Consider the following 22,294-nt stretch of genomic DNA (forward strand, 5'->3'; position numbering starts at 1 on the left):
CCACACCACGCGCTAGGATTGGAGGGTGCACGATTTGCTAGACGTGAACAACTTCGAGTTCATGAAAATCGGGCTGGCATCACCAGAAAAGATTCGGTCTTGGTCTCATGGTGAAGTGAAGAAGCCGGAGACCATCAACTATCGTACGTTACGCCCTGAAAAAGAGGGGCTGTTCTGCGAGAAGATCTTCGGTCCCACGAGGGACTGGGAGTGTCATTGTGGGAAGTACAAGCGCATCCGCTACAAGGGTGTCGTCTGTGACCGCTGTGGCGTTGAAGTGACGCGTGCCAAGGTTCGCCGCGAGCGGATGGGGCACATTGAATTGGCTGCTCCGGTGTCACACATTTGGTATTTCAAGGGGATTCCAAGCCGCATGGGCTTGGTCCTCGACATGTCGCCGCGGGCGCTCGAGGAAGTCATCTACTTCGCGTCATACGTCGTCACGGACCCCGGCGATACGCCGCTAGAAAAGAAACAACTGCTCAGCGAGAAGGAGTACCGCTCCTATCGCGAGAAATACGGCTACGCGTTTCAGGCGGGCATGGGTGCTGAAGCGATCCGTTCGTTGCTGCAGGAGATAGACCTGGACCGCGAAGTGGACTTCCTCCGCGAGGAACTTCGCTCTGCGCAAGGTCAACGCCGCAATCGCGCGATCAAGCGCCTGGAAGTCGTCGAGGCGTTTCGCGCGTCCGGCAACCGCCCAGCGTGGATGATCCTCGAGGCACTTCCGGTCATTCCTCCGGATCTGCGTCCGATGGTTCAACTGGACGGCGGACGCTTCGCGACGTCGGACCTGAATGATCTGTATCGACGGGTCATCAACCGGAATAACCGCCTGAAGCGGTTATTAGATCTCGGCGCGCCGGATATTATCGTCCAGAACGAGAAGCGCATGCTTCAAGAAGCGGTGGACGCCCTCATCGACAACGGCCGTCGCGGACGACCGGTCACGGGGCCTGGCAACCGACCGCTCAAGAGTTTGTCGCACATGTTGAAGGGCAAGCAGGGTCGCTTCCGCCAGAACCTGCTGGGCAAGCGCGTCGACTACTCCGGACGCTCTGTCATTGTGGTAGGTCCGGAACTGCGCATGTATCAGTGCGGGCTTCCCAAGGAAATGGCGTTGGAGCTGTTCAAACCGTTTGTCATGAAGGAACTGGTGTCACGCGGTCTCGCTCACAACATCAAAAGTGCCAAGCGCAAAGTCGAGCGCGTCTCTCCTGAAGTTTGGGACGTCGTGGAGGATGTCATCAAGGCGCACCCTGTGCTGCTCAACCGTGCTCCAACGCTGCACCGCCTAGGCATTCAGGCGTTCGAACCGACGCTCGTCGAAGGTCGCGCCATCAAGCTGCACCCGCTCGTATGTACGGCGTATAACGCTGACTTCGACGGTGACCAGATGGCTGTTCACGTGCCGTTGTCCGCGGAAGCGCAAGCCGAGGCCCGTCTGCTCATGTTGGCTGCGCACAACATCTTGAACCCGAAGGACGGCAAACCGGTCGTGACGCCGACGCAGGACATGGTCCTCGGCCCATACTACCTGACGATTGAGCGCGAGGGAGCACCTGGCGAGGGAAGCATCTTCTCGTCGATGTCCGAAGTGGAGTACGCACGCCACAACGGACTCGTCACGTTGCAATCCCGGATTATCGTCCCGGCGAAAGTGTTGGAGAAGACCAGCTTGACGGAGGCGCAGCAGAATGCACTGCTGATTACGACGCCAGGTAAACTGATCTTCAACAGCATCTTCCCGGCGGACTTCCCGTATCTGAACTCCGCTGCGAAGCAGAACCTGTTGTCGGGCGCACCGGATGAGACGTTCATCTTCGATAAGGGAATCAACCCGAGGGAAGCTCTGGAACGCCGTGCTATTCCTAAGGCCGTAATCAAGAAGGACCTCGGGAATATTCTCGGTGAGTGTTTCCGCCGCTATGGCACGACGATGACTGCGGAGATTCTCGACCGGGTGAAACGGCTTGGGTTCAACTATTCGACCCGTGCCGGCATCACCATCGCCGTCAGCGACATCGTGGTTCCAGATGAAAAGCATCGCATCATCGAAGAGGCTGAGGCGAAGGAACACAAGCTGAAACAACAGTACCGCCGCGGTTTGATCACCGAGGAAGAACAGTACATTACGTTCAGTCAGATTTGGTCGGAAGCGAAGGAGAACATCTCTACCACCTTGATGGAGAGTATGAACGAATTCAACCCGATTTATATGATGGCGACCTCTGGTGCGCGCGGTAGTAACTCACAGATCACGCAGCTCGCAGGTATGCGTGGCCTCATGGCCAATCCGTCTGGTGAAATTATTCAGTTGGCGATTAAGTCGAACTTCCGTGAAGGCCTCACCGTGTTGGAGTACTTCATCTCGACGCACGGTGCCCGCAAGGGGTTGGCAGACACGGCGCTTCGTACCGCTGACTCGGGATATCTCACACGCCGTCTCGTCGACGTCGCGCAGGATACCATCGTTCGCGAAGTCGACTGTGGGACGGATAAAGGTCTTCGCGTTGCCGAAATCCGCGATGGCCGCGAGGTTATCGAGGAGATCGGAGACCGGCTCGAAGGGCGTATCGCGTTCCAGGACATCTATCATCCGCAAACGGGTGAGCTGATTGTCGCGAAGAACCAGCTGATCGACGAAGAGGCAACTGACACCATCGTCAAATCTGGGTTGAAAGAGGTTTACATTCGTTCCGTTCTCACTTGTCGCACGCGCCACGGCGTCTGCATCCATTGTTATGGACGCAACTTGGCGACCGGGAAGATGGTCGAGATCGGTGAGGCAGTCGGGATTATCGCGGCGCAGTCCATCGGTGAACCAGGTACCCAGTTGACGATGCGCACGTTCCACACCGGTGGTGTGGCGGGCGACGACATCACGCAAGGTTTGCCGCGTATTCAGGAGTTGTTCGAGGCTCGGAATCCGAAAGGCCAGGCTGTGATCTCTGAGTTCGAAGGCACGATTTCCGACATCCGTGAAGGTAAGGATAAGCGCGAGATCGAGCTTCAGGGCGAGAGCGAGACGAAGATCTATCAAATTCCATACGGCTCAAGAATTCGCGTGACGGTCGGGCAAAGTCTCGAAGCGGGCGAAGAACTGACGGAAGGCTCCGTAGATCCGAAAGAGATGTTGCGCGTCAAAGGGCTGCAGGGCGTTCAAAACTACCTGTTGCGCGAAGTGCAACGAGTCTATCGTCTACAGGGCGTCGACATCAACGACAAGCACGTCGAAGTCATGGTCCGTCAGATGTTGCGCAAAGTGCGCATTCTGGACGCAGGCGACACGGATTTGCTTCCGGGTACGTATGTCGATCTCTTCGACTACGAAGCTGCGAACAAAGTCGCGCTGTTGTCGGGTCGGGAACCGGCAGTCGCACGTCCTGCGCTGCTCGGTATTACGAAGGCTTCGCTCGAAACGGACTCCTTCCTGTCGGCTGCATCCTTCCAAGAGACCACGCGCGTCTTGACGGAAGCGGCCATCAAAGGAAAAGTTGACCGCTTGCTCGGTCTCAAGGAGAACGTTATTATAGGTAAGTTGATTCCAGCAGGTACTGGTATGTCTCGTTATCGCCAGATTGGTATGGCAGGCGAGGAGGAATCTTCGGACGAAGGGTCCGCAGATGTGGTACATGATGGAGAAGATGCGTTAAAAGCTGAGCCTGCACATACGGTTGAATAAACTACCTATGGATTCGGGGCTGTCAACCTGCGAAATGGAGTTGACAGCCCAGAAACCTCGGTGATAGAATTCCGTAGTGTGCGTCAGCGCGGTGTTTTCCATTGGGGGAGGCTCGTGCGGTGTCACTTGACGACATACGCCAAGCGAGGAAAAAGACCATAGGCACGAACCAGACGTTAAAGGTACTCAAACAGTCTGCTGAGCATATCGTGCGGCTCTACGTAGCCCGCGATGCTGAAGTCCGCGTCATCGACCCGGTGGTTCAGTTGGCAACGAAACAACGCGTTCCGATTGAGTGGGTTGACACGATGCGGACACTCGGTAAAGCTTGTGGGATTGAAGTTGGTGCGGCTACGGCAAGCATCATCTCAGAGTGATGCTGGTCTAGTTTGGTGTGTTGTCTTTGGCGTTTTGTTTGCTCATCGATGAACCACCAGGCTCTGTGGGCTTGGCGGTAACCTGTCCAACAGGTTTGATTGCAATGAGGGGAGGTGCAGTTATGCCGACGATTAATCAATTAGTTCGCAAGGGTCGCAAGGACATCCTGAAGAAGTCCACGGCACCGGCGCTGCAAAAGGGGTACAACAGTCACGTCAAGTCTTTGACGGACCTGCCGTCACCGCAGAAGCGTGGTGTGTGCACTCGTGTTGGTACGATGACCCCGAAGAAGCCGAACTCGGCTCTTCGTAAATACGCTCGTGTGCGTTTGACCAATACAATCGAAGTGACCGCGTACATCCCAGGGATTGGACACAACCTCCAAGAGCACTCTGTCGTGCTCGTTCGCGGTGGTCGTGTAAAGGACCTTCCGGGTGTTCGTTATCACATCGTTCGTGGTGCTTTGGACACCGCAGGCGTGAAAGATCGCATGCAGGGCCGTTCGAAGTACGGTGCAAAGCGTCCAAAGGCGAAGTAAGCTTCTTGCCAAATGGATTAGATAACTCGTTGAAGTTACCGAAATTAGGAAGGAGGGTGTTCCGTGCCGCGTAAAGGACCTGTTCCAAAGCGTGATGTATTGCCGGATCCGATTTACGGGAACAAGCTTGTTAGTCGCCTCATCAACAAGGTGATGCTGGACGGGAAGAAGGGTGTTTCGCAGCGTATCGTCTACGGTGCGTTTGACCTGATTCGCGAACGTTCTGGCAAAGACCCGATGGAAGTGTTTGAAACGGCGATGCGCAACATCATGCCGGTGCTCGAAGTCAAGGCTCGCCGTGTCGGCGGATCGAACTACCAAGTGCCGATTGAAGTTCGCAATGACCGTCGCGTGACGTTGGGCCTGCGCTGGTTGGTCAACTACTCTCGCCTCCGTGGTGAAAAGACCATGGAAGAGAAGTTGGCGAACGAGTTGCTCGACGCAGCAAACAATACGGGTGGTGCCGTTCGCAAACGCGAAGACACACACCGTATGGCCGAAGCCAACAAGGCTTTCGCTCACTACCGCTGGTAGGATTGATTTTCTAACTTGGAAGGAGGCGGCGGGATGGCACGCGAATTTCCGCTCGAGCGTACGCGCAACATCGGAATCATTGCTCACATTGATGCCGGTAAGACGACGACCACCGAGCGTATTCTGTTCTATACTGGGCGTGTGCACAAAATCGGTGAAGTTCACGATGGTGCAGCGACCATGGACTGGATGGTCCAGGAACAAGAGCGTGGTATCACCATCACGTCCGCTGCTACGACCGCCCAGTGGAAAGAACACCGCATCAACATAATCGATACGCCAGGACACGTCGACTTCACCGTTGAAGTCGAACGTTCCTTGCGCGTACTCGATGGCGCTTGCGCGGTCTTCGACGCCAAGGGCGGCGTTGAGCCACAGTCGGAAACGGTGTGGCGTCAAGCGGACAAGTACCATGTTCCTCGCATTGCCTATGTCAACAAGATGGACATCATCGGCGCGGACTTCCTGTCCTGTGTCGAACAGATGAAAACTCGACTTGGAGCGAAAGCTGTTCCGATTCAACTGCCAATTGGTGCGGAGGATGAATTCCGCGGCATCATTGACCTTGTTGAAATGAAGGCCATCATTTACACCGACGACCTCGGCACGCATTCCGAAGACGCTGAAATTCCTGCTGACATGAAGGAGTTGGCGGAAGAGAAGCGCACGGAACTCGTCGAGGCAGTTGCCGAAGTAGATGAAGAGTTGATGATGAAGTACCTGGAGGGTGAAGAAATCACCATTCCAGAAATCAAGGCTGCGCTTCGCAAGGGTACCGTCAGCGTTCAGCTGTTCCCGGTTCTTTGCGGTTCATCCTACCGGAACAAGGGCGTCCAGCTCATGTTGGATGCTGTCGTCGAGTACCTTCCGGCACCGATTGACGTTCCGGCCATCAAGGGCGTTACGCCAGAAGGTGAAGAAATTGAACGCCATTCGTCTGACGAAGAGCCGTTCTCTGCGCTCGCCTTCAAAATTATGACCGACCCGTTTGTGGGTAAGTTGGCCTTCTTCCGCGTTTACTCAGGTATCCTGCAAAGCGGTTCGTACGTGCTCAACTCCACCAAGGGCAAGCGGGAACGCATTGGTCGCATCCTGCAGATGCACGCCAACCACCGTGAGGAGATCTCCCAGGTGTACTCTGGTGACATTGCAGCTGCAGTTGGTTTGAAGGACACCACGACGGGCGACACGCTTTGCGACGAAAAGAGCGTTGTGCTGCTCGAGTCGATGGAGTTTCCGGATCCAGTTATTTCGGTCTCAATTGAGCCGAAGACGAAGGCCGACCAGGATAAGATGGGTATCGCCCTGTCGAAGCTGGCGGAAGAGGATCCGACCTTCAAAACATACACAGACCAGGAAACCGGTCAGACCATCATTCAAGGTATGGGCGAGTTGCACTTGGAGGTCATCGTCGACCGCATGCAACGCGAATTCAAGGTGGATTGTAACGTAGGTATGCCGCAGGTTGCCTATCGTGAAACCATCACGAAGCGCGTTGACCAAGAAGGCAAATTCGTTCGCCAGTCTGGTGGACGCGGTCAGTATGGTCACGTCAAAGTCATCTTCGAACCGCTGGAACGCGGCGAGGGATTTGTCTTTGAAAACAAGGTCGTCGGTGGTGCGATTCCGAAGGAATACATCCCGGCCGTCGAAGAAGGTATTCACGAAGCGCTGCGGAGTGGCGTCATCGCTGGTTATCCGCTCGTCGATGTGAAAGCGTCCTTGTACGACGGTTCCTATCACGACGTCGACTCGTCAGAAATGGCGTTTAAGATTGCTGGTTCGATGGCACTTAAGGCTGGCGCACAAAAGGCTAGCCCGGTACTGTTGGAACCAGTCATGAAGGTTGAAGTCACCGTCCCTGAAGAATATATGGGGGACATCCTCGGTGACATCAACTCTCGCCGCGGTCGCGTAGAGGGCATGGATTCGCGTAACAACGCGAGCATCGTTCGTGGCTTCGTTCCATTGTCGGAGATGTTCGGTTATACGACATCGCTTCGTTCCCGCACACAAGGGCGCGGTACGTTTGCAATGGAATTGGCTGCCTATGAGGAAGTGCCGAAGAGCGTAGCTGAAGCAATCATTAAGAAGAGCAAAGGCGAATAAGGAGTGAAGTTTCGTGGCAAAGGCAAAATTTGATCGTAGCAAACCGCACGTTAACATTGGTACCATCGGCCACGTCGACCATGGTAAGACCACGTTGACGGCTGCTATCACGAGCGTACAAGCTTCCAAGGGTAAGGCGCAAGCGCAAAAGTATGACGAGATCGACAAGGCTCCAGAAGAACGCGAACGCGGTATCACCATCAACACCGCTCACGTTGAGTACGAGACCGACAATCGCCACTATGCGCACGTCGACTGCCCAGGACACGCTGACTATGTCAAGAACATGATCACCGGTGCTGCTCAGATGGACGGCGGTATCCTCGTCGTGTCCGCTGCTGACGGCCCAATGCCACAAACGCGCGAGCACATCCTTCTGTCCCGTCAGGTCGGCGTACCTTACTTGGTTGTCTTCCTGAACAAGTGCGACATGGTTGACGACGAAGAGCTTCTCGAACTCGTCGAGATGGAAGTTCGCGAACTCCTCAGCGAGTACGAATTCCCTGGCGACGACATTCCGGTTATCCGCGGTTCCGCACTGAAGGCTCTCGAAGGCGACCCGGCTTACATCGCGAAGATCGAAGAGTTGATGGAAGCTGTTGACAGCTACATCCCAACGCCAGAACGCGATACGAGCAAGCCTTTCTTGATGCCGGTCGAGGACGTGTTCACCATCACGGGTCGCGGTACGGTTGCTACCGGTCGTGTAGAACGTGGCGCGCTCAAGGTTGGCGACGAAGTTGAAATCGTCGGCTTGCACGAAGAAAGCCGCAAAACGGTTGCAACGGGTATTGAGATGTTCCGTAAGCTCCTCGATTCCGCAGAAGCTGGTGACAACATCGGCGCGCTTCTCCGCGGTGTTGAGCGTAAGGACATCGAACGTGGCCAGGTTGTCTGCAAACCAGGCAGCATCAACCCACACACACAGTTTTCCGCAGAAGTTTACGTTCTGACGAAGGAAGAAGGCGGACGTCACACTCCGTTCTTTAACGGCTACCGTCCACAATTCTACTTCCGTACAACGGACGTAACGGGCGTTGTTTCGCTTCCAGAAGGAACCGAGATGGTTATGCCTGGCGACAACGTCGCTATCAAGGTAGAACTTATCGCTCCTATCGCTGTTGAAGAAGGTACTCGCTTCTCCATCCGCGAAGGTGGACGTACGGTCGGCGCTGGCGTCGTCTCGTCTATCACCAAGTAAGAAGTGTTATTACTTCTCTGAGAAGGTTAGAATCCGGGACAGGTAAACCTGTCCCGGATTTTTTTAAAGCTTTTTCTTGTCAAAGGGCGATTGGTCTAGTATAATACCGCATGTTGGTCTCTTATTGCGATGAAGCGGAAGGTTGCCTATGTGTCCGATGCCATATGGGATACCGATGGGGGAATTTCCGTGGAGTATGTCCAACTAAATGGGCGATAAAGGAGGGAAAACATATGGCTAAGCAAAAGATTCGCATTCGACTCAAAGCGTATGACCATCAGATTCTTGATCAATCGGCAGAGCGTATTGTCGATACGGCAAAACGGTCGGGGGCCAAGGTTTCTGGTCCGATTCCATTGCCGACGGAACGCGAAGTGTACACGATTCTTCGCGCACCTCACAAGTACAAGGATTCTCGCGAGCAATTTGAAATGCGTACGCATAAGCGTTTGATTGACATTAACAATCCGACGCCGCAAACGGTCGATTCGCTCATGCGTTTGGACTTGCCGTCGGGTGTTGACATCGAAATTAAGCTATAAGCTTCGGAATGATACACGTGGTGCCGTTGCGTCAAACGGCCCTAGGGAGGTGCACACATGAAAGGGATTCTCGGTCGTAAACTCGGTATGACGCAGGTCTTTACGGAAGAAGGTCAGGTCGTACCGGTGACTGTGATTGAGGCAGGTCCGTGCGTCGTACTCCAAAAACGTGAAGTAGCTGTTGATGGGTACGAGGCGATTCAGGTCGGTTTTGCGGACCAAAAGGCGAATCGCGCTACGAAGGCGGAGAAGGGCCACGCTGAGAAGGCTGGAACAGCTCCAAAGCGGTTTGTTCGCGAGTTTCGTGGTGTAGACATGGCTGTGTATGAGGTTGGTCAGCAGTTGAAAGCTGACGTATTCGCAGCTGGAGAATCTGTTGATGTCATCGGTGTGTCGAAGGGTAAGGGCTATGCTGGTCCAATCAAGCGGCACAATCAACATCGCGGACCGATGTCTCACGGTTCTAAGTACCATCGTGGCGTTGGTTCTTTGGGTGCAGTTGCCCCGAACCGCACGTTTAAAGGTCAAACGATGGCTGGCCGCATGGGTGGCGAGCGCGTAACGGTTCAAAATCTCGAAGTCGTTAAAGTCGACGTTGACAAGAACATCTTGCTGGTCAAGGGTTCTGTTCCAGGTCCGAAAAACTCGTACGTGACTGTACGTTCAGCAGTTAAGGTTAGCGAATAAGGCGGTTTGAAAGGAGGCAGAAGTGATGCCGACGGTTGCAGTTTATAACACAGCGGGTGAGCAGGTTTCGGAGATTCAGCTCAATGACAAGCTCTTTGGCGCTCCAATCCGCTCCGATTTGATGCACCAAGTCGTGCTGCAATACCTTGCGGCGCGCCGTGCAGGTACACACAAGGTCAAGAATCGCTCTGAGGTTGCTGGCGGTGGCCGTAAGCCATGGCGCCAGAAGGGAACGGGTCGTGCCCGTCAGGGTAGCACGCGTTCACCACAGTGGAAGGGCGGCGGTGTAGTCTTTGGACCAACACCTCGTTCCTATGCGTTCTCAGTGCCGAAAAAAGTTCGTCGTCTCGCACTTTACAGCGCCTTGTCTTCGAAGGTTGCCGATGGAAAAGTCATCGTTCTCGATGGTTTGAACATCGAACAGCCGAAGACGAAAGAGATGGCAGCTATCCTCAATAACTTGAAACTCAAGAAGGCTCTTATTCTGGATAGTGAGAAGAAACAGCCGGCTTATCTTTCCACCCGTAACATTGAGGGTGTCAAGTACATGGATGCCAATGGCGTCAACGTGTACGAACTTCTCCGTCACGAGCACCTCGTATTGACGAAGGATGCTGTGGCGAAGGTCGAGGAGGTATTCGCCTAATGGATCCGCGGGACCTCATTAAACGCCCAGTCATCACCGAACGTTCCAGTGAGTTGATGGAAGAGAACAAGTACGTATTCGAGGTTGACCCTCGTGCGAATAAAGTTGAAATCCGCAAGGCCATCGAAAAGCTGTTCGACGTAAAAGTTGAACAGGTGCACACGATGAACCAAACGGGTAAGCAAAAGCGCGTTGGCCGTCACGTTGGACGCACGTCCGACCGCAAAAAGGCCATTGTCAAACTTGCGGCTGACTCGAAGCAGATCGACTTTTTCGGCGAGGCGTAAGGATTACGGAATCTAGGTTTATTGAACGAGGGAGGTTGTCAGTGTGGCTGTGAAGAAGTATCGCCCGACATCGCCGGGCCGCCGCTTCATGTCTGTCTCTGCTTTTGATGAGATCACGACAGACACGCCTGAAAAGTCCCTGCTTGCGCCGCTGAAAAACCGTGCTGGCCGCAACCACCAGGGCAAAATCACCGTTCGTCACCACGGTGGCGGACACAAGCGTCAATATCGCATTATCGACTTTAAGCGCAACAAGGATGGGATTCCGGCTAAGGTCGCGACCATCGAGTATGATCCAAACCGGTCCGCTCGCATTGCGCTCCTGCACTATGCGGATGGTGAGAAGCGCTACATTATCGCGCCTCACGGTTTGAAAGTCGGTGACTCGATTCATTCTGGTACAGACGTAGACATTCGCGTTGGCAACACGTTGCCGCTGGCGAATATCCCAGTCGGTACGGTGGTTCACAACATCGAGTTGAAGCCTGGTAAAGGTGGACAAATCGCTCGTGCCGCAGGTGCTTCTGCACAGTTGATGGCGCGCGAAGGCGTGTACGCCACGCTTCGTCTGTCCTCTGGTGAAGTTCGCCGCGTGCGCATCGAGTGCCGCGCAACCGTCGGTCAAGTGGGCAACCTGGACCACGAGAACATCAACATTGGTAAGGCGGGTCGCAGCCGTTGGATGCGTCGTCGTCCGACCGTTCGCGGTTCCGTTATGAACCCTGTGGATCACCCACATGGTGGTGGCGAAGGGCGTGCGCCAATCGGCCGCAAGTCTCCGATGTCACCTTGGGGCAAGCCAACGTTGGGTAAAAAGACGCGCAAGAAGAACCACCCGACGGATAAGTATATCGTTCGTCGCCGTACGAAGTAATCGTATAGATACGGCTTAGGAAGGGAGGCACACGACATTGACTCGTAGCTTAAAGAAGGGTCCATTTTGTGACGATCACCTGATGAAGAAGGTCGAAGCTCAAAACGCCGCTGGTGATAAGAAGGTCATCAAGACCTGGTCTCGCCGTTCGACCATCTTCCCGCAGTTCGTTGGTCACACGTTCGCGGTGCACGACGGCCGCAAACACGTGCCAGTATACGTGAGCGAGGACATGGTAGGTCACAAGCTCGGCGAATTCGTTCCGACGCGTACGTTCAAAGGTCACGCTGGAGATGAAAAGTCATCCCGTTCTCGCTAATTGGACTTTAGTAGGTAAGGAGGTTTGATGCATGGAAGCCACGCAAACCCGCGCAGTTGCTAAGTATATCCGTATTGCACCTCGCAAGATGCGCTTGGTCGTCGATCTCGTTCGCGGCAAAGACACAAACGAGGCGTTGGCGATTCTCAAGTTCACCCCGCGCGCTGGATCGCCGGTGGTTGAGAAGGTGCTGAAGTCTGCCATCGCAAACGCGGAGAACAACCACAACATGGACGCCGGTCGGTTGTTCGTAAAGGAAATCTACGTGGATGAGGGTCCTACCCTGAAACGTTTCCACCCACGCGCACAAGGTCGTGCGTTTAGTATCTTCAAACGTACCAGCCACGTCACCGTTGTGGTTGCTGAAAAGAAGGAGGGATAATGCGGCATGGGTCAAAAGGTTAACCCCGTTGGTCTACGAATCGGAATCATTCGCGACTGGGAAGCGAAATGGTTTGCGAATAAGAAAGATTACCAGGACCTCTTGCACGAGGACCTCAAAATCCGGAACTACGTTGCTCGTCGTTTAAAGGATGCGTCCGTCGCATCGGTGGACATCGAACGTGCGGCCAACCGTATCAATGTGACGGTGCACACCGCAAAGCCAGGCATGGTCATCGGTAAGGGTGGTTCAGAGGTCGATGCGCTCCGCAACAGTCTGAACGAGTTGACAGGCAAGCGCGTCCACATTTCCATTTCGGAAATCAAGACGCCGGACCTCTCTGCAAAGCTCGTCGGCGAGAACATCGCACAACAGCTGGAACGTCGCGTTTCCTTCCGCCGTGCGTTGAAACAAGCGATTCAACGTTCGATGCGCGCAGGCGCGAAAGGTGTTCGTGTACAGGTCTCTGGCCGTTTGGGCGGTGCGGAAATCGCTCGTACCGAAGGGTATTCCGAGGGTACAGTTCCGCTCCACACGCTGCGTGCAGACATTGACTACGCGTTGTCGGAAGCGCACACGACCTATGGTCGAATTGGCGTAAAGGTTTGGGTCTACCGCGGTGAAATTCTCCCGCAGCGCGCGAAGGCTGCTTCGGAGCAACCGCAGGACGCTGTCGAAGGAGGTAAGTAACCCATGTTGATGCCGAAACGCGTCAAGCACAGAAAAGAGTTCCGCGGGCGGATGAAAGGTCAATCCAAGGGCGGTAACGAAATCGCGTTCGGTCAGTACGGTTTGCAAGCGCTGGAACCAGCGTGGATTACCAACCGTCAGATCGAGGCGGCTCGTATCGCCATGACACGTTATATGCGTCGTGGCGGTAAAGTATGGATTAAAATCTTCCCGAGCAAGCCAGTTACCCAAAAACCAGCAGAAACGCGCATGGGTAGTGGTAAGGGTTCGCCGGAGAAGTGGGTTGCAGTCGTTAAACCAGGCCGTGTGATGTTCGAGATCGCCGGCGTTAGTGAAGAAATTGCTCGCGAAGCGATGCGTCTTGCTGCACACAAGCTGCCGATTAAGACGAAGTTCATCGTTCGTGACGAAGTGGGTGGTGACGCAAATGAAGGCAACTGAGTTGCGCGGTTTGAGCAGTGAAGAACTCGCGAGCCGCGTTGAACAGCTCAAGGATGAGCTGTTCAATCTCCGCTTCCAACTCGCGACAGGGCAATTGGAAAACCCAATGCGCATTCGTCAAGTGCGTAAAGATATCGCGCGTGTTAAGACGGTTTTGCGTCAGCGCGAGCTCGGCATTAGCTAACTCTAGGAAGGAGGCCCTATCGTGGAACGCAACGAACGCAAGGAACGTATCGGCAAAGTTGTGGGCGACAAGATGAACAAGACGATTGTCGTCGCGGTCGAAGACAACGTGAAACACCGTCTCTATGGCAAGACGATTCGCCGCACCACCAAGTTCAAGGCGCACGACGAGAACAATGAAGCGAAAATCGGCGATGTCGTGCGTATCATGGAGACTCGTCCGCTTAGCAAAGACAAGCGCTGGCGTCTGGTCGAAATTATCGAGAAGGCAGTTATCATCTGACGATTGCTTAAGAGAAGGGAGGATGCCGCATGATTCAACCACAAACGCGTCTGGTCGTCGCTGACAACTCTGGAGCTAAGGAAATTATGTGCTTCCGTGTTTTGGGCGGATCGAACCGTAAAACGGCCAACATCGGTGATATCATCGTCGCGTCCGTCAAGAGTGCAACACCCGGTGGCGTTGTCAAGAAGGGTGACGTTGTGAAGGCGGTCATCGTTCGCAGCAAGCGCGGCTACCGTCGCAACGACGGTTCACATATCCGGTTCGACGAAAACGCAGCAGTGATTATCCGTGAAGATAAGAGCCCACGTGGTACGCGTATCTTTGGGCCCGTTGCCCGAGAGCTCCGCGACCGGGACTTCATGAAGATCATCTCGCTTGCGCCGGAAGTGCTATAAAACACAAGATTTTGCTCATGCGGGAGGTGTCAAGTTTGGCTAAGATGCGTGTCAAGGCTGGCGATAAGGTTGTTGTCATCGCTGGTAAGGACAAGAAGAAGTCGGGGCGCATTCTTCAGGTATTCCCGAAGGAAGGCCGCGTCATCGTTGAGGGTGTGAACGTCGTGAAGCGCCACACCAAGCCGAATGCGGGGAACCCAGACGGCGGTATCGTCGAGAAGGAAGCGCCGATCCACGTTTCAAACGTCGCGATTGCAGACCCGAAGACGGGTGCTGCGACGCGTGTCGGGTTTAAAGTGCTCGAGGATGGCAAGAAAGTACGTTATGCGAAAAAGTCTGGCGAAACATTGGACTAAAGTAGCCAGGTGAAGGGAGGTCGCACGATTGGCTCGTTTGTATGATACGTATCGCAGTGAAGTCGTACCGGCGCTCATGAATCAGTTCTCGTACAAGAACGTGATGCAGGTGCCGAAGGTGGAGAAAGTCGTCATCAACTTGGGTCTTGGTGAGGCGACGCAGAATCCAAAGGTCATCGACAGCGCAGTTGGTGATTTGACGCTTATCACCGGTCAAAAGCCGGTTGTGACGCGCGCTAAGAAATCCATCGCGGGTTTCCGTCTGCGTGAAGGCATGGCAATCGGTGCGAAGGTGACGCTGCGCGGTGAGCGCATGTATCACTTCCTCGATAAGCTGATGAACGTTGCGCTGCCGCGCGTTCGTGACTTCCGTGGTGTTTCGGAACGCGCGTTTGACGGTCGTGGGAACTACACCCTCGGTCTTCGTGAACAGTTGATTTTCCCTGAAATCGACTATGACCAAGTCGATAAGGTTCGTGGTATGGAAGTTGTCGTCGTCACGACGGCAAAAACAGACGAAGAAGCGCGTGCATTGCTCAAGGAGCTCGGCATGCCGTTCCGGAAGTCGTAAATCTAATTTTAGGAGGTAGAGACCGTGGCCAAAAAGTCCATGATTGTGAAAGCACAGCGTCAACCTAAGTTCAGCACGCGTGCCTATACACGTTGCCGCGTCTGCGGACGTCCACACTCGGTGCTCCGCAAGTTCGGTATCTGCCGTATCTGCTTCCGTGAGCTGGCATACAAAGGTCAGCTGCCGGGCGTAAAGAAAGCTAGTTGGTAAGTTCTTCGGGAAGGAGGGCATTGAATTATGATTATTTCCGATCCGATTGCGGATATGTTGACGCGGATTCGCAACGCGAACCAAGTGCGTCACGAGAAGGTTGAAATTCCGGGATCGAACATGAAGCGTTCCATCGCTGAAATCCTCAAGAACGAGGGTTACGTTCGCGATACGGAGTTTGTCGACGACAACCAGCAAGGCGTGATTCGTCTGTTCCTGAAGTACGGAAAAGGTCAGGAACGCGTAATTACAGGATTGAAGCGCATCAGTAAGCCAGGCCTGCGCGTGTATGTCAACCATGACAACATTCCGCGCGTCCTCGGTGGTCTTGGCGTCGCCATTCTGTCGACTTCAAAGGGTATTTTGACGGATCGCGAAGCTCGCCAACAAGGTATTGGCGGCGAAGTGCTCTGTTACATTTGGTAATTCCGCACGATTGGAGGTGTAAGTATGTCCCGCACAGGACGTAAACCGATTCCGGTTCCATCTGGTGTCGAAGTGAAATTGGACGGAGCGCACATTAGCGTCAAGGGCCCGAAAGGCCAACTTGACCGCGAACTGCATCCGGATATGAACATCGTAATCGAGGATTCTGAAATCCGCGTAGAGCGCCCAAGCGACGAGAAGAAGCACAAGGCGCTGCACGGGACCACCCGCAGTGTGGTCGCAAACATGATCGAAGGTGTGACGAACGGCTTTGTCAAGAACCTCGACCTGGTCGGCGTCGGTTACCGCGCCAACAAGGCTGGTTCCAAAGTCACGCTGTCCCTCGGTTTCTCCCACCCGGTCGAGTTGCCGGCCGTGGAAGGTATCGATGTAGAAGTCCCGGCGCAGACGAAGTTGGTCGTACGCGGCATCGATAAGGAACTTGTGGGCTCCTATGCAGCGAAGGTACGCGAGCTTCGTCCACCGGAACCGTATAAAGGCAAAGGTATTCGTTACGAAGGCGAGACCGTTCGTCGTAAGGTTGGTAAGACTGGTAAGAAGTAATCCAAAGGACATCGTGAAAGGAGTGAACACGCTTGATTACAAAGGCAAATCGCAACGTAGCGCGTAAACGCCGGCATGTACGTGTACGTGGACGTGTATCCGGAACCGCTGAGCGTCCGCGTTTGAATGTGTTTCGCTCAAACAAACATATTTACGCTCAACTGATCGACGATGTGAGCGGTGCAACGTTGGCCAGCGCATCGACGTCGGAAAAGGGCTTAGACGTAAACGGCGGAAATGTGGAGGCTGCTCGTCAGATCGGCACGGTCATCGCACAACGCGCCATTGAAAAAGGCTACAAGACCATCGTATTCGATCGCGGCGGTTACCTGTACCACGGTCGTATCAAAGCACTGGCTGAAGCTGCTCGCGAGGCAGGTCTCGAATTCTAATAAAGAGAGGAAGGTGTTCACGTGCGCATTGATCCAAATCAACTCGAATTGTCCGAACGCGTAGTATCCGTCAATCGTGTTGCGAAGGTAGTGAAAGGCGGTCGCCGTTTCTCCTTCTCCGCACTCGTGGTTGTAGGTGACCAGAACGGGTATGTCGGCGCTGGTATGGGTAAAGCTCAGGAAGTTCCTGACGCTATCCGCAAGGCGATCGACGACGCGAAGAAGAACTTGATTCATGTACCGATGAAGCGGACGTCCATTCCGCACGAGTCCCTTGGTCGTTTCGGTGCTGGTCGCGTTCTCATCAAGCCGGCTCCACAAGGTAGCGGCGTCATCGCTGGTGGGCCTGCACGTGCAGTGCTCGAGCTCGCCGGCATCAAGGACATCGTCACCAAGTCCCTGGGTTCCACGAACCCAATCAACATGGTTCATGCAACACTCGACGCGTTGGCTCAATTGAAACGCGCCGACGAAGTCGCTCGTCTGCGCGGTAAGAGCGTAGAAGAAATTCTTGGTTAAGGAGGCGCCCACATGGCCAAAACATTGGCGATCACGCTGAAGAAGAGCCCCGTCGGCCGCCCCGAAAATCAACGAAAGACCGCGGTGGCTCTCGGGCTGACGAAATTGCACCAAACCGTTGTTCGCACGGATACACCAGTCATTCGCGGAATGATCAATCGCATTTCGCACCTGGTTGAAGTGGTTGAGCAAGAGGCGTAATTAACTCAAAAGGAGGTGTCTTAGGATGCAGTTACACGAACTGAAAGCCCAACCTGGTTCCCGTCATTCGAAGAAGCGCGTCGGTCGTGGTTCGAGTTCCGGCATGGGCAAGACTTCTACCCGCGGCCACAAAGGCCAATGGGCTCGTTCCGGCGGCGGCGTACGCATCGGCTTTGAAGGTGGTCAAACTCCGCTGTTCCGTCGTCTGCCAAAGCGCGGTTTCAACAACAAGCGTTTTGCCAAGGTGTACGCGACGGTTAACGTCGCTGCGCTTGCAGACCTCGAGCCGGGTACGGTGGTCACGCCTGAGCTGTTGCTCGAAAAGCGCATCATCCGTGAACCTCTCGATGGTTTGAAGGTTCTCGGAACTGGTGAATTGCAAGTGAAGCTCACGGTGAAAGCTCACGCGTTTTCCACAGCTGCTGCGGCTAAAATTGAAGCAGCTGGCGGCACCGTTGAGGTGATTTAACGTGTGGAATGCCACTCTGAACTTGTGGCGCCTGAAACATCTTCGCAATCGGATTTTGTTTACTTTGATGGTGATTGCCGTGTATCGGATTGGGTCGTACATTCCGGTACCCGGCATGAACGTCGGTGCGCTGAATTCCGGGCAGGGTAACAACGCGTTGTTTAACCTGTTGAATATGTTCTCCGGTGGTGCGTTCTACCGGTTTTCTATATTTGCGATGAGTGTCACGCCGTACATTACGGCGTCGATTATCGTTCAGTTGTTGCAGTCTGGTGTCGTTCCTCGGTTTGAGGAGTGGCAGAAGGAAGGCGAATCTGGACGACAGCGATTAACACAAATTACGCGGTATCTGACGGTCGGCCTCGGATTGGTTCAAGCCGCCGGATTCACGTATATGTTTCACCGGAGCGGCTTGCTGTTGCCTGGTGCTGATGATTGGTGGTCGTACGCCGTCATTGTCTTGACGCTGACGACGGGCGATACGCTGTTGATGTGGTTTGGTGAGATGATTACGGAGAAGGGTGTCGGGAACGGCATATCCATCATCATCTTCGTGGGTATCTTGGCGCGCTTTTCGAGCGTGGGTCAAGACGTCTATACGACATGGTTCATGGGGCAGTCTGGGCATCTATTCTTGAGCATTTTGAAGGTCGTGCTCCTCCTCGCTGGGATTATCGTGATCTTCGTGCTCATCGTCTGTATCCAACAGGCGGAACGGAAAATCCCCATTCAGTACGCGAAACGAGTCGTGGGGCGGACAGTCTACAGCGGACAACAGTCGTATATCCCGATTAAGGTGATCGCGGCTGGTGTCATCCCCGTCATCTTTGCGGTTTCGCTCCTGATCTTGCCATACACCATTGCAACTTACTTTCAAACACATGCGTGGGCAGCGTTTGTCCTGCGTTACCTGAGTCCGAACACGAGCTGGTACATGGTGCTGGAAGTGCTGCTCATCATCGCCTTTTCGTTCTTCTACACGCATGTGCAAATCAATCCGCAGCAACTGGCGGAACAATTGCAAAAGCACGCTGGGTTTATCCCTGGTGTGCGGCCCGGATACGATACGGAACTGTACATTGTCAAAGTCATCAATCGCGTCACGACATTTGGTTCTGTGTTCCTGGGGCTTATCGCAGTGTTGCCATACGTCTTGCTGCAGAGCATCGGGTTGACTTCCGCTGTGTCGATCACCGGCACCTCGTTCATCATCATCGTAGGTGTCGCGTTGCAGACGATGCAACAGATGGAAGGACAGCTTTTGCAGCGGCAGTACAAAGGGTTCATTCGATAAGAAGTGTGAAATTAAGGGGGATCTCAGGTGCAAGTTATACTCGTTGGCCTTCCCGGTGCTGGGAAGGGCACCCAAGCCGAACGCATCACCGCGTCATTCGGCATCCCGCATATTTCGACCGGAGACATGTTCCGGCGCGCGGTGGCCTCTGGTACGGAACTAGGCAATCAGCTTAAGTCCTTCCTCGATAGTGGTCGGCTTGTGCCAGACGAAATCACCATCGAAGTAGTGCGCGAGCGGTTCAAGGCAGAGGATGCACAGCGTGGCTTTCTATTGGATGGATTTCCGAGGACGTTGGAGCAGGCGAATGCTCTCGATGTGATGTTAGATGAACTGCAGCGCCCCATCGATGCGGTGCTGTACATCCATGTGAATGAGGATGTGCTCTTGGCGCGCCTCACCGGTCGACGCATCTGCAAAGAGTGTGGGGCTACGTATCACACGGTCTTCCAACCGCCCAAGCAGGAGGGAATCTGTGATCGCTGTGGAGGGGAACTCTATCAGCGGGCAGACGATACGGCGGAGGCCGTCAAGACCCGCCTCGAGCAGTATAAGCACACAGCCCCTCTGATTGACTACTACCGCGAGCGCGGTCTCCTACACCAAATCGAAGGTGAGCGGCCGATCGATGAAGTGTTTGCAGACGTAGCTCGGGTCCTGCAGGCTATAGAGAGGTGACTCTGCATTGATGAAAAGTCCTCGTGAGTTGCCAGCTGTCGGCACCTTGGTCGAAGTCGTACAGGGCAGAGACACAGGGCTCGTCGCAGTGGTCGTGGGACATGTGGAACAAAAGTTCCTTCTTATTGCGGATGGTTCCGTTCGCCGGGCCGATAAGCCGAAGAAGAAGAACCCGGCGCATGTTCGCAGGCTCACGTACGTTGCAGAGGACGTAGCTGAAAAGCTTCGGTTAGATGGGCGCGTCAACAATGCACAGTTGCGATATGCGGTCCGCAAGTTTGTAGAAGAGCGCTTGTTGGTGGTACAAGACAGCGCAGAAGGAGGCGCGTTTCGTGGCTAAGGACGATGTGATTGAAGTCGAAGGCAAGGTCATTGAGCCGTTGCCGAATGCAATGTTCCGAGTAGAACTCGAGAACGGCCACAAGATTTTGGCGCATGTGTCCGGTAAAATCCGGATGCACTACATCAAAATCTTACCTGGAGACCGGGTCACGGTGGAACTTTCCCCTTATGATTTAAGTCGTGGAAGGATTACCTACCGTTACAAGTGACAATAGACTGGTATTCCACTTCAATATGCGGTATGATACCGCAAGTGAGGAGGGTTCTAGATGAAAGTACGGCCTTCTGTCAAGCCGATTTGCGAGAAGTGTAAAGTTATTCGTCGCAAAGGCAACGTGATGGTCATCTGTGAAAACCCTAAACACAAGCAACGCCAAGGTTGAGCAGAGTTTCTCTCGTCGACGTACTACCACGTTTACAGCGCGGCTGATTCCCGAGAGGTGACGTCCTGAAACGCGGGTTTCTCGCGTTTCGTGATGCCCTCTTTATGGGACTGTAAACGTGTTTCTATAGATTTTATGATACTCTGGAGGTGGACAGACAGCATGGCTCGTATTGCCGGCGTCGATTTGCCACGCGATAAGCGTGTGGAAGTCGGCTTGACGTATATCTATGGCATTGGTCGTACGACGTCGAATCAAATCCTGGCCGAGACCGGAATTGATCCGAACCGTCGTGTCAACGAATTGACTGAAGAAGAAGTAGTTCGTCTTCGTGACGAGATCGAAAAGAACCACAAAGTAGAAGGCGACTTGCGTCGTGAGATCGCCATGAATATTAAGCGTCTAACTGAGATTGGTTGCTTCCGCGGCATTCGTCACCGTCGTGGTCTGCCAGTTCGCGGTCAACGCACGAAGACCAATGCGCGCACGCGTAAGGGTCCTCGCCGTACTGTAGCAGGTAAGAAGAAGTAATTAGGGGGTGTAACGTTTGGCTAAAGTGAAAGCAGGGCGTCGTGGGACGACTGCTCGTCCACGCCGTCGTGATCGAAAGAACGTCGAATCGGGTGTGGCACACATTCGCTCCACGTTTAACAATACTATCGTCAGCATCACAGATCCGACTGGGGCTGTCATCTCCTGGTCCAGCGCGGGAAACGTGGGCTTTAAAGGCTCGCGTAAGAGCACGCCGTACGCAGCTCAGATGGCTGCGGAAACCGCCGCTCGCACCGCTATGGAACACGGGATGAAGGCAGTTGAGGTCGCGGTTAAGGGTCCTGGTGCTGGTCGCGAGGCAGCGATTCGCGCACTTCAGGCCGCAGGGCTCGAAGTTAGCGGTATCCGCGACGTGACGCCAATTCCGCACAACGGTTGCCGTCCGCCAAAGCGCCGCCGCGTATAAGGACTGTTCTCGTCAACAACGTAATTTGAACGAGTTTTACTCGTTTTATGCATCGTGGGTATACATGAAATTGGAGGTGTCAAGACTAGAATGGCAAGATATACAGGCCCAGTGTGCCGTCTCTGCCGTCGCGAGGGCATTAAGCTCTATCTGAAGGGCGACCGCTGCTTCAGTGAGAAATGTGCAATCGACAAACGGCCATATGCACCTGGTCAGCATGGACAAGGTCGCAAACGCAATTCGGAGTACGGTCAACAGCTGCGCGAAAAGCAAAAGGCTCGCCGTTACTACGGAGTATTAGAAGGTCAATTTGAACGCTACTACGAGGAAGCTAGTCGCCGTCGTGGTGTCACCGGTGAAACCCTATTGGAATTGCTCGAGAGCCGTCTCGACAACGTGGTTTATCGTCTTGGCATGGCAGCTTCGCGCAAAGAAGCCCGTCAGTTGGTTCGCCACGGTCACTTCAGCGTCAACGGTCGTCGCGTCGACATCCCGTCCTACCTCGTTCGCGAGGGTGACGTGGTCGCACTTCGCGAGAAGAGCCGTGAGGCAGGCCGTGTGAAGGAACTCATCGAACTACTGAGCAGCCGTACGATTCCAGCTTGGCTTCAATTGGATGCGGAGAACCTCAGTGGGACAGTGCTGCGCAAGCCTGCTCGCGAAGAGATCGATACACCAGTTGAAGAGCAGATGATTATCGAGCACTACTCGCGGTAATCCGGTTGCGTCATAGGCACGGATGGACCGGCAGGTT

General features: G+C 54.3%; 35 protein-coding genes. All 35 read left to right on the forward strand.

Going from position 1 to position 22,294, the window contains the following annotated elements; all coding sequences use genetic code 11:
• Window positions 1–34 precede the first annotated feature (34 nt).
• The 35 genes from rpoC to rpsD all read left to right on the forward strand — a co-directional run bounded on the left by rpoC (window position 35) and on the right by rpsD (window position 22,257).
• On the forward strand, window positions 35–3,685 hold the full coding sequence (gene rpoC, locus NZD89_RS01760) for a DNA-directed RNA polymerase subunit beta' (protein WP_268006150.1): 3,651 nt from the start codon (window positions 35–37) through the stop codon (window positions 3,683–3,685).
• Window positions 3,686–3,804: 119 nt separating this feature from the next.
• Complete coding sequence (locus tag NZD89_RS01765; protein WP_268006151.1) at window positions 3,805–4,062, forward strand: ribosomal L7Ae/L30e/S12e/Gadd45 family protein; 258 nt, start codon at window positions 3,805–3,807, stop codon at window positions 4,060–4,062.
• Window positions 4,063–4,184: 122 nt separating this feature from the next.
• Window positions 4,185–4,601: a 30S ribosomal protein S12 gene (rpsL, locus tag NZD89_RS01770; protein WP_268006152.1), complete on the forward strand. Its 417-nt coding sequence runs from the start codon at window positions 4,185–4,187 to the stop codon at window positions 4,599–4,601.
• Between the two features lie 63 nt (window positions 4,602–4,664).
• Window positions 4,665–5,135 carry a 30S ribosomal protein S7 gene (gene rpsG, locus NZD89_RS01775; protein ID WP_268006153.1) on the forward strand — a complete coding sequence of 157 codons (471 nt, stop codon included), beginning with the start codon at window positions 4,665–4,667 and terminating at the stop codon, window positions 5,133–5,135.
• Between the two features lie 33 nt (window positions 5,136–5,168).
• The gene (fusA, locus tag NZD89_RS01780; protein ID WP_268006154.1) at window positions 5,169–7,244 is read left to right on the forward strand and encodes an elongation factor G; all 2,076 of its coding nucleotides are present in this window, start codon (window positions 5,169–5,171) and stop codon (window positions 7,242–7,244) included.
• A 13-nt stretch (window positions 7,245–7,257) separates the two neighbouring features.
• Entirely contained in the window at window positions 7,258–8,445 is a 1,188-nt protein-coding gene (tuf, locus tag NZD89_RS01785; RefSeq protein ID WP_268006155.1) for an elongation factor Tu, read from the forward strand.
• Between the two features lie 233 nt (window positions 8,446–8,678).
• The gene (gene rpsJ, locus NZD89_RS01790; RefSeq protein WP_268006156.1) at window positions 8,679–8,987 is read left to right on the forward strand and encodes a 30S ribosomal protein S10; all 309 of its coding nucleotides are present in this window, start codon (window positions 8,679–8,681) and stop codon (window positions 8,985–8,987) included.
• Between the two features lie 57 nt (window positions 8,988–9,044).
• Window positions 9,045–9,674, forward strand: a complete 630-nt coding sequence (rplC, locus tag NZD89_RS01795; protein ID WP_268006157.1) for a 50S ribosomal protein L3 — start codon at window positions 9,045–9,047, stop codon at window positions 9,672–9,674.
• A gap of 25 nt (window positions 9,675–9,699) precedes the next feature.
• Window positions 9,700–10,320 (forward strand): 50S ribosomal protein L4, encoded by a 621-nt coding sequence (gene rplD / locus NZD89_RS01800; protein WP_268006158.1) that lies wholly within the window; start codon window positions 9,700–9,702, stop codon window positions 10,318–10,320.
• Window positions 10,320–10,607, forward strand: a complete 288-nt coding sequence (rplW, locus tag NZD89_RS01805) for a 50S ribosomal protein L23 (RefSeq protein WP_268006159.1) — start codon at window positions 10,320–10,322, stop codon at window positions 10,605–10,607. Before rplD ends, rplW begins: the two co-directional genes overlap by 1 nt.
• A 43-nt stretch (window positions 10,608–10,650) precedes the next feature.
• The gene (gene rplB, locus NZD89_RS01810) at window positions 10,651–11,481 is read left to right on the forward strand and encodes a 50S ribosomal protein L2 (RefSeq protein WP_268006160.1); all 831 of its coding nucleotides are present in this window, start codon (window positions 10,651–10,653) and stop codon (window positions 11,479–11,481) included.
• A 37-nt stretch (window positions 11,482–11,518) separates the two neighbouring features.
• Entirely contained in the window at window positions 11,519–11,800 is a 282-nt protein-coding gene (gene rpsS / locus NZD89_RS01815) for a 30S ribosomal protein S19 (protein ID WP_268006161.1), read from the forward strand.
• Window positions 11,801–11,831: 31 nt separating this feature from the next.
• Window positions 11,832–12,182: a 50S ribosomal protein L22 gene (rplV, locus tag NZD89_RS01820; protein WP_268006162.1), complete on the forward strand. Its 351-nt coding sequence runs from the start codon at window positions 11,832–11,834 to the stop codon at window positions 12,180–12,182.
• Window positions 12,183–12,188: 6 nt separating this feature from the next.
• Window positions 12,189–12,872, forward strand: coding sequence for a 30S ribosomal protein S3 (gene rpsC, locus NZD89_RS01825; protein WP_268006163.1), 684 nt, complete (start codon window positions 12,189–12,191; stop codon window positions 12,870–12,872).
• Between the two features lie 3 nt (window positions 12,873–12,875).
• Complete coding sequence (gene rplP, locus NZD89_RS01830; protein WP_268006164.1) at window positions 12,876–13,313, forward strand: 50S ribosomal protein L16; 438 nt, start codon at window positions 12,876–12,878, stop codon at window positions 13,311–13,313.
• Entirely contained in the window at window positions 13,300–13,497 is a 198-nt protein-coding gene (gene rpmC, locus NZD89_RS01835) for a 50S ribosomal protein L29 (protein WP_268006165.1), read from the forward strand. Before rplP ends, rpmC begins: the two co-directional genes overlap by 14 nt.
• Window positions 13,498–13,515: 18 nt before the next feature.
• Window positions 13,516–13,779, forward strand: coding sequence for a 30S ribosomal protein S17 (gene rpsQ, locus NZD89_RS01840; protein WP_268008365.1), 264 nt, complete (start codon window positions 13,516–13,518; stop codon window positions 13,777–13,779).
• A gap of 29 nt (window positions 13,780–13,808) precedes the next feature.
• Window positions 13,809–14,177: a 50S ribosomal protein L14 gene (gene rplN, locus NZD89_RS01845; RefSeq protein ID WP_021296626.1), complete on the forward strand. Its 369-nt coding sequence runs from the start codon at window positions 13,809–13,811 to the stop codon at window positions 14,175–14,177.
• Window positions 14,178–14,221: 44 nt separating this feature from the next.
• Window positions 14,222–14,533 (forward strand): 50S ribosomal protein L24, encoded by a 312-nt coding sequence (gene rplX, locus NZD89_RS01850; protein ID WP_268008366.1) that lies wholly within the window; start codon window positions 14,222–14,224, stop codon window positions 14,531–14,533.
• Between the two features lie 28 nt (window positions 14,534–14,561).
• Window positions 14,562–15,104, forward strand: coding sequence for a 50S ribosomal protein L5 (gene rplE / locus NZD89_RS01855; protein WP_268006166.1), 543 nt, complete (start codon window positions 14,562–14,564; stop codon window positions 15,102–15,104).
• 24 nt (window positions 15,105–15,128) lie between these two features.
• Complete coding sequence (locus tag NZD89_RS01860) at window positions 15,129–15,314, forward strand: type Z 30S ribosomal protein S14 (protein WP_268006167.1); 186 nt, start codon at window positions 15,129–15,131, stop codon at window positions 15,312–15,314.
• Window positions 15,315–15,341: 27 nt separating this feature from the next.
• A complete protein-coding gene (gene rpsH, locus NZD89_RS01865; RefSeq protein ID WP_268006168.1) occupies window positions 15,342–15,740 on the forward strand; it encodes a 30S ribosomal protein S8 in 399 nt (132 codons plus the stop codon).
• Window positions 15,741–15,764: 24 nt separating this feature from the next.
• On the forward strand, window positions 15,765–16,304 hold the full coding sequence (rplF, locus tag NZD89_RS01870) for a 50S ribosomal protein L6 (RefSeq protein ID WP_268006169.1): 540 nt from the start codon (window positions 15,765–15,767) through the stop codon (window positions 16,302–16,304).
• Window positions 16,305–16,336: 32 nt separating this feature from the next.
• The gene (rplR, locus tag NZD89_RS01875) at window positions 16,337–16,696 is read left to right on the forward strand and encodes a 50S ribosomal protein L18 (RefSeq protein WP_268006170.1); all 360 of its coding nucleotides are present in this window, start codon (window positions 16,337–16,339) and stop codon (window positions 16,694–16,696) included.
• Window positions 16,697–16,717: 21 nt separating this feature from the next.
• Window positions 16,718–17,215: a 30S ribosomal protein S5 gene (gene rpsE / locus NZD89_RS01880; RefSeq protein ID WP_268006171.1), complete on the forward strand. Its 498-nt coding sequence runs from the start codon at window positions 16,718–16,720 to the stop codon at window positions 17,213–17,215.
• A 12-nt stretch (window positions 17,216–17,227) separates the two neighbouring features.
• Window positions 17,228–17,416 carry a 50S ribosomal protein L30 gene (rpmD, locus tag NZD89_RS01885; RefSeq protein ID WP_268006172.1) on the forward strand — a complete coding sequence of 63 codons (189 nt, stop codon included), beginning with the start codon at window positions 17,228–17,230 and terminating at the stop codon, window positions 17,414–17,416.
• A gap of 25 nt (window positions 17,417–17,441) precedes the next feature.
• Complete coding sequence (gene rplO / locus NZD89_RS01890) at window positions 17,442–17,885, forward strand: 50S ribosomal protein L15 (protein ID WP_268006173.1); 444 nt, start codon at window positions 17,442–17,444, stop codon at window positions 17,883–17,885.
• Between the two features lies 1 nt (window position 17,886).
• Window positions 17,887–19,179, forward strand: a complete 1,293-nt coding sequence (gene secY / locus NZD89_RS01895) for a preprotein translocase subunit SecY (protein ID WP_268006174.1) — start codon at window positions 17,887–17,889, stop codon at window positions 19,177–19,179.
• Window positions 19,180–19,206: 27 nt separating this feature from the next.
• Window positions 19,207–19,857 (forward strand): adenylate kinase, encoded by a 651-nt coding sequence (locus NZD89_RS01900; protein WP_268006175.1) that lies wholly within the window; start codon window positions 19,207–19,209, stop codon window positions 19,855–19,857.
• A 10-nt stretch (window positions 19,858–19,867) separates the two neighbouring features.
• Window positions 19,868–20,197 carry a KOW domain-containing RNA-binding protein gene (locus NZD89_RS01905; RefSeq protein ID WP_268008367.1) on the forward strand — a complete coding sequence of 110 codons (330 nt, stop codon included), beginning with the start codon at window positions 19,868–19,870 and terminating at the stop codon, window positions 20,195–20,197.
• A complete protein-coding gene (gene infA / locus NZD89_RS01910) occupies window positions 20,190–20,408 on the forward strand; it encodes a translation initiation factor IF-1 (RefSeq protein ID WP_021296639.1) in 219 nt (72 codons plus the stop codon). Before NZD89_RS01905 ends, infA begins: the two co-directional genes overlap by 8 nt.
• Window positions 20,409–20,468: 60 nt before the next feature.
• Window positions 20,469–20,582, forward strand: coding sequence for a 50S ribosomal protein L36 (rpmJ, locus tag NZD89_RS01915; RefSeq protein WP_021296640.1), 114 nt, complete (start codon window positions 20,469–20,471; stop codon window positions 20,580–20,582).
• A gap of 162 nt (window positions 20,583–20,744) precedes the next feature.
• Window positions 20,745–21,113, forward strand: coding sequence for a 30S ribosomal protein S13 (gene rpsM / locus NZD89_RS01920; protein WP_268006176.1), 369 nt, complete (start codon window positions 20,745–20,747; stop codon window positions 21,111–21,113).
• Window positions 21,114–21,138: 25 nt separating this feature from the next.
• Window positions 21,139–21,540 carry a 30S ribosomal protein S11 gene (rpsK, locus tag NZD89_RS01925; protein WP_268008368.1) on the forward strand — a complete coding sequence of 134 codons (402 nt, stop codon included), beginning with the start codon at window positions 21,139–21,141 and terminating at the stop codon, window positions 21,538–21,540.
• A 90-nt stretch (window positions 21,541–21,630) separates the two neighbouring features.
• A complete protein-coding gene (gene rpsD, locus NZD89_RS01930; protein ID WP_268006177.1) occupies window positions 21,631–22,257 on the forward strand; it encodes a 30S ribosomal protein S4 in 627 nt (208 codons plus the stop codon).
• Window positions 22,258–22,294 lie beyond the last annotated feature (37 nt).

Origin of the sequence: Alicyclobacillus fastidiosus (assembly GCF_026651875.1) — a bacterium.
Lineage (GTDB): Bacteria > Bacillota > Bacilli > Alicyclobacillales > Alicyclobacillaceae > Alicyclobacillus > Alicyclobacillus fastidiosus.